At 44.6% G+C, this 4,723-nt stretch carries 6 protein-coding genes; all 6 read left to right on the forward strand.

Going from position 1 to position 4,723, the window contains the following annotated elements; translation table 11 throughout:
* Positions 1-608 (forward strand): DUF1542 domain-containing protein (locus tag SST111_RS06600; protein ID WP_142350752.1); only part of this gene is annotated, 608 nt, incomplete at its 5' end.
* A 157-nt stretch (positions 609-765) separates the two neighbouring features.
* Positions 766-1,902, forward strand: coding sequence for a radical SAM family heme chaperone HemW (hemW, locus tag SST111_RS06605; protein WP_014638299.1), 1,137 nt, complete (start codon positions 766-768; stop codon positions 1,900-1,902).
* A gap of 12 nt (positions 1,903-1,914) precedes the next feature.
* Positions 1,915-2,655 (forward strand): acyl-ACP thioesterase domain-containing protein, encoded by a 741-nt coding sequence (locus tag SST111_RS06610; RefSeq protein WP_099810428.1) that lies wholly within the window; start codon positions 1,915-1,917, stop codon positions 2,653-2,655.
* Entirely contained in the window at positions 2,642-3,259 is a 618-nt protein-coding gene (locus SST111_RS06615; protein ID WP_099810429.1) for an NUDIX hydrolase N-terminal domain-containing protein, read from the forward strand. Before SST111_RS06610 ends, SST111_RS06615 begins: the two co-directional genes overlap by 14 nt.
* 9 nt (positions 3,260-3,268) lie before the next feature.
* A complete protein-coding gene (locus tag SST111_RS06620) occupies positions 3,269-4,042 on the forward strand; it encodes a TIGR01457 family HAD-type hydrolase (RefSeq protein WP_099810430.1) in 774 nt (257 codons plus the stop codon).
* Positions 4,032-4,679: a TIGR01906 family membrane protein gene (locus SST111_RS06625; RefSeq protein WP_099810431.1), complete on the forward strand. Its 648-nt coding sequence runs from the start codon at positions 4,032-4,034 to the stop codon at positions 4,677-4,679. Before SST111_RS06620 ends, SST111_RS06625 begins: the two co-directional genes overlap by 11 nt.
* Positions 4,680-4,723 lie beyond the last annotated feature (44 nt).

A 4,723-nucleotide genomic window follows, 5' to 3' on the forward strand; every position in this document is an offset into this window, starting at 1 on the left:
CTTATAACGCTAAGAAAGATGAGATTGCTAAGTCATCCTTGACTGCAGACGAAAAAGCAGCGAAACAAGCAGAATTGGATAAAGCTAAAGCTGACGCAGATAAGGCTATTGACGCAGCAACAGATGCTTCAGGTGTAGCTAAAGCTCTTGAAGCAGGTAAAGCAGCGATTGACGCAATCGATGCAGCAACCAAAGCAGACGAAGTTGATACAGCAACTCTTGCAGGTGAGAAAGCAGCCGCTAAGAAAGACCTAGAAGCAGCTTACAACACTAAGAAAGCAGAAATTGAAAATTCTGCCCTTACAGCAGAAGAAAAAGCAGCGAAACAAGCAGAATTGGATAAAGCTAAAGCTGACGCAGATAAGGCTATTGACGCAGCAACAGATAATGCAGGTGTAGCTAAAGCTCTTGAAGCAGGTAAAGCAGCGATTGACGCAATCGATACAAGCACAAGTGCTGGAATCGACACAAGCTCAAGTGCTAAGAAGGCGCATAAGGAAAACAAGGTTCTTCCTAAGACTGGAGATAATGTTGGTTTATCAAGCGTCTTGGGCATAGCAGGTTTAGCTTTGTTGGGGACAGCAATTCGTAAAAAAAGAGAAGATTAACTATTTTCTTAAGGCTCTTTGTCAACTGTAGTGGGTAGACGAAAAGCTAACACCTAGAGAGGACGAAATTCGTTCTCTCTTTCTTCATGCGTACGGCGTGACGATCCCTTGTTATTCGGCGGTTACAAAAGTCTAACAGTGTGCTATAATAGTTGGTATGAAAAAACGACCGACATCAGCCTATATCCACATTCCATTTTGTACCCAGATTTGTTACTACTGTGATTTTTCTAAGGTCTTTATTAAGAACCAGCCTGTTGACGAGTATTTGGCAGCCCTCATGGAAGAGGTCAAGTTTTACGACCTACCAGCCCTCCGCACACTTTATATCGGAGGCGGAACACCATCGGCTCTCTCGGCAGATCAGCTGGACTACCTTTTGACCAATCTGGAGGACTTGCTGGACTTGTCACAGCTGGAAGAATTTACTATCGAGGCCAATCCAGGTGACTTGACGGCGGATAAGATTGCGGTTCTGAAAAAATCCAAGTGCAATCGAGTGTCGCTTGGCGTTCAGACCTTTGACGACCGTATGTTGAAAAAAATCGGTCGCAGTCACAACCAGGCCCAGATTTATGAAACCATTGCAGCCCTCAAGGAAGCGGGTTTTCACAATATTTCCATTGACCTGATTTATGCCCTGCCTGGTCAGACCATGGAGCAGGTGGTGGACAATGTCGCCAAGGCCTTGGAGCTGGACATTCCCCACATGAGCCTCTATAGCTTGATTTTGGAGAACCACACGGTCTTCATGAACCGCCAACGCCGCGGCAACCTCCATCTGCCCAACGAAGATGTGGAATCCGATATGTTCGACTACATCCTACAAGAGCTGGAGAAAAACGGCTTCGAGCACTACGAAATCTCCAACTTCACCAAACCTGGTTTTGAAAGCCGTCACAACCTCATGTACTGGGACAATTCCGAGTACTATGGTCTAGGAGCTGGAGCATCTGGCTACATCGACGGCATGCGCTACCGCAACCGCGGCCCCATCCAGCACTACCTCAAATCCATCCGTGAAAAAGGCCATTCTCGATTACACGAGGAATTCCTCAGCCAGACCGAGCAGATGGAAGAAGAGATGTTTTTAGGTTTACGGAAAAAAACTGGCGTGTCCATTGAGCGATTCGAGGAAAAGTTTGGCATTTCCTTCGAAGACCGCTATGGTCAGGTGGTCAGAGACTTGAAAAATGAAGGCCTCTTACAAGAAGAAGACCGTTGGCTTCGGATGACCAAAAAGGGATTGTTTCTTGGCGATACAGTTGCCGAGCGTTTCATTATAGAAGATTAGAAAGAGGAAACAATGGGACTAAGCTACCAAGAAGAGTTCACCATTCCCTTTGATATGGTGGATGTTAAACAAGAAATCAAACTGCCTGACTTTATTTCCTACTGTCTTGGTGTGTCAGGTCGGCAGTCGGAAGAACTGGGTCGTAGTGACCTCTATGTTTTTCAGGAATTTGGCTTGATTTGGGTGGTGACAGATTACGAACTAACTATTCAAAGCCTGCCCAAGTACAACGAAACCATTGTTATTAAAACAGAAGCGGTTGCCTACAACAAGTTTTTCTGTCATCGGATGTTCTATATCTACGATGAAGCGGGCAATCTCTTGCTTGATATTCTTTGTTATTTTGTCCTGATTGATTTTGAAACTCGCAAGGTGGCACCTGTGCCCGAAGATTTGATTGCTCCTTATCAGTCTGAGCAGGTCAAGAAATTACCTCGGACTCCCAAGTATCAGCTCTTGGAAAATCCATCTGTTCAAGAATTTCCTGTTCGCTATTTTGATTTGGATATGAATGGTCATGTCAATAATGGCAAGTATCTGGAATGGATGTATGAAGCACTAGGCTATGATTTTCTGCTCTGCCATGTCCCTAAAAAAATCCAACTCAAGTATCTCAAGGAAGTAGAGGCAACTAGCCTGGTGAGTTCACGCATGGTGGCAGAAAATGGTGTCAGCCAGCATGAGATTGTGGTAGAGGGGCATATCCATGCTCAAGCTGTCATAGAATGGAGGGAAAGTTATGTCGCAGGATAAGTGGTTGGAATGGGCTATTCGTTTGCAAGCCTTGGCTCAGACAGGCTTGGCCTATGGAAAAGATGTCTATGACATGGAACGATTTGAGGAAATTAGACATATTGCGGCGGAAATGTTGGTAGAGCCATCTGGACAGCCCTTGGAAGTGGTGACAGACTTGTTTTGCAATGAAACAGGCTATCAGACACCAAAACTGGATACCCGCGCAGCTATTTTCCAAGAGGATAAAATCCTACTGGTTCAGGAAAACGATGGGCTCTGGTCCTTGCCAGGTGGTTGGTGCGATGTGGACCAGTCCGTCAAGGACAATGTTGTCAAGGAAGTAAAGGAAGAAGCGGGGCTGGATGTGGAGGCTCTGCGAGTCGTTGCGATTTTGGACAAGCACAAGAACAATCCTGCCAAGTCAGCCCACCGCGTGACCAAGGTCTTCATTCTATGTCGACTACTTGGCGGGGAGTTTCAGCCTAATTCGGAAACAGTTGCCAGTGGCTTTTTCAGTCTAGATGACTTACCACCGCTCTCACTTGTGAAAAATACAGCTGAGCAACTAGCACTTTGCTTGGAAGCTAGTCGATCTGAGCATTGGGAAACACGATTTGATTAAGGAGAAAGTATGACCTATCAAGGCTATTTGATTGATTTGGATGGTACGATTTATGAAGGGAAAAAGCGGATTCCTGCTGGTGAACGTTTTATTCATCGCTTGCAAGAACGTCAGATTCCCTATTTATTCGTGACCAACAACACCACCCGCCGTCCTGAGATGGTGCAGGCTATGTTGGCGGAGCATTTTAATATCGAGACACCGATTGAGACCATTTACACGGCAAGTCTGGCGACAGTAGATTATATGAATGATTTGGACAAGGAAAAGACAGTCTATGTCATTGGAGAAGACGGACTCAAGTCTGCCATTTTTGAGGCAGGCTATGTGGAAGACACGGAAAATCCAGCCTATGTTGTTGTCGGTTTGGATACTCAGTTAACTTATGAAAAACTAACCATTGCCACCTTGGCTATTCAAAAGGGAGCGACCTTTATCGGTACCAATCCTGATTTGAACATTCCGACTGAAAGAGGTCATTTGCCAGGAGCAGGCTCACTTATTGCACTTTTGAAAGCTGCTACCCGAGTAGAGCCGACCTTTATCGGTAAACCAGAAGCCATTATCATGGACAAGGCTCTGGAGATTTTAGGCACAGAACGCAGTCAAACGATTATGGTTGGGGATAACTACCTGACGGATATTCGTGCAGGGATTGATAATGGATTTCCAACTCTTTTAGTCCTGACTGGATTTACCAAGCCAGAAGAAGTAGAAGGGTTGCCCCTTGCTCCGACCCATGTCCTCAACAGCCTAGATGAATGGAGTTTTGATGAAAACTAAGTTACAGATTATCGGAACGATTTTATTTGTCTTGTCCGCAGCAGTTCTAGGAACTATCTACCTAGCTTGGCTAGTTTATCCGCTTGAGATTTCTTTTTTGGGGTTGGAAAAAGTTGTTTACATGAAGGCGGCAGATATTTCCTACAATTTCAATATCCTGATGAACTATCTGACAAATCCTTTTGCAAGTGTTTTAGACATGCCCAATTTTTCATCATCAGCCGATGGTCTCAAACATTTTGCGGATGTCAAGCATCTCTTTCATCTGGCTCAGGTTATTTTCCTGATTAGTTTGCCTGCGGTTTTCTATTTTTGGAAAGAAGTGGTGCGAAAAGGATATGGAAAATTGTATCAAGCCGTCTTTCTATGGATGGCAGCAGTACCCGTATTCATTGCTGTACTAGGTTTGTTAATTGGTTTCGATTCTTTCTTTACTCTCTTTCATCAAGTTCTTTTTCCTGGTGACTCGACCTGGCTCTTCAACCCAAGTACGGATCCAGTTATCTACATCTTACCAGCAGAATTCTTCCTGCATTGTTTTCTCCTATTCTTTGTCTTGTATGAAATCATCTGTGGAGCTTGGCTATTGCTCCTAAGGAAAAATGGGAAAAAGGTAAATTCTCAAAGTAAGTTCTAGTTCCCGTCCTTCCAGAAGTTACTTTGAGAAAACTGCACAACATC

The sequence above is a fragment of the Streptococcus suis YS161 genome, assembly GCF_002760245.1.
Lineage (GTDB): Bacteria > Bacillota > Bacilli > Lactobacillales > Streptococcaceae > Streptococcus > Streptococcus suis_I.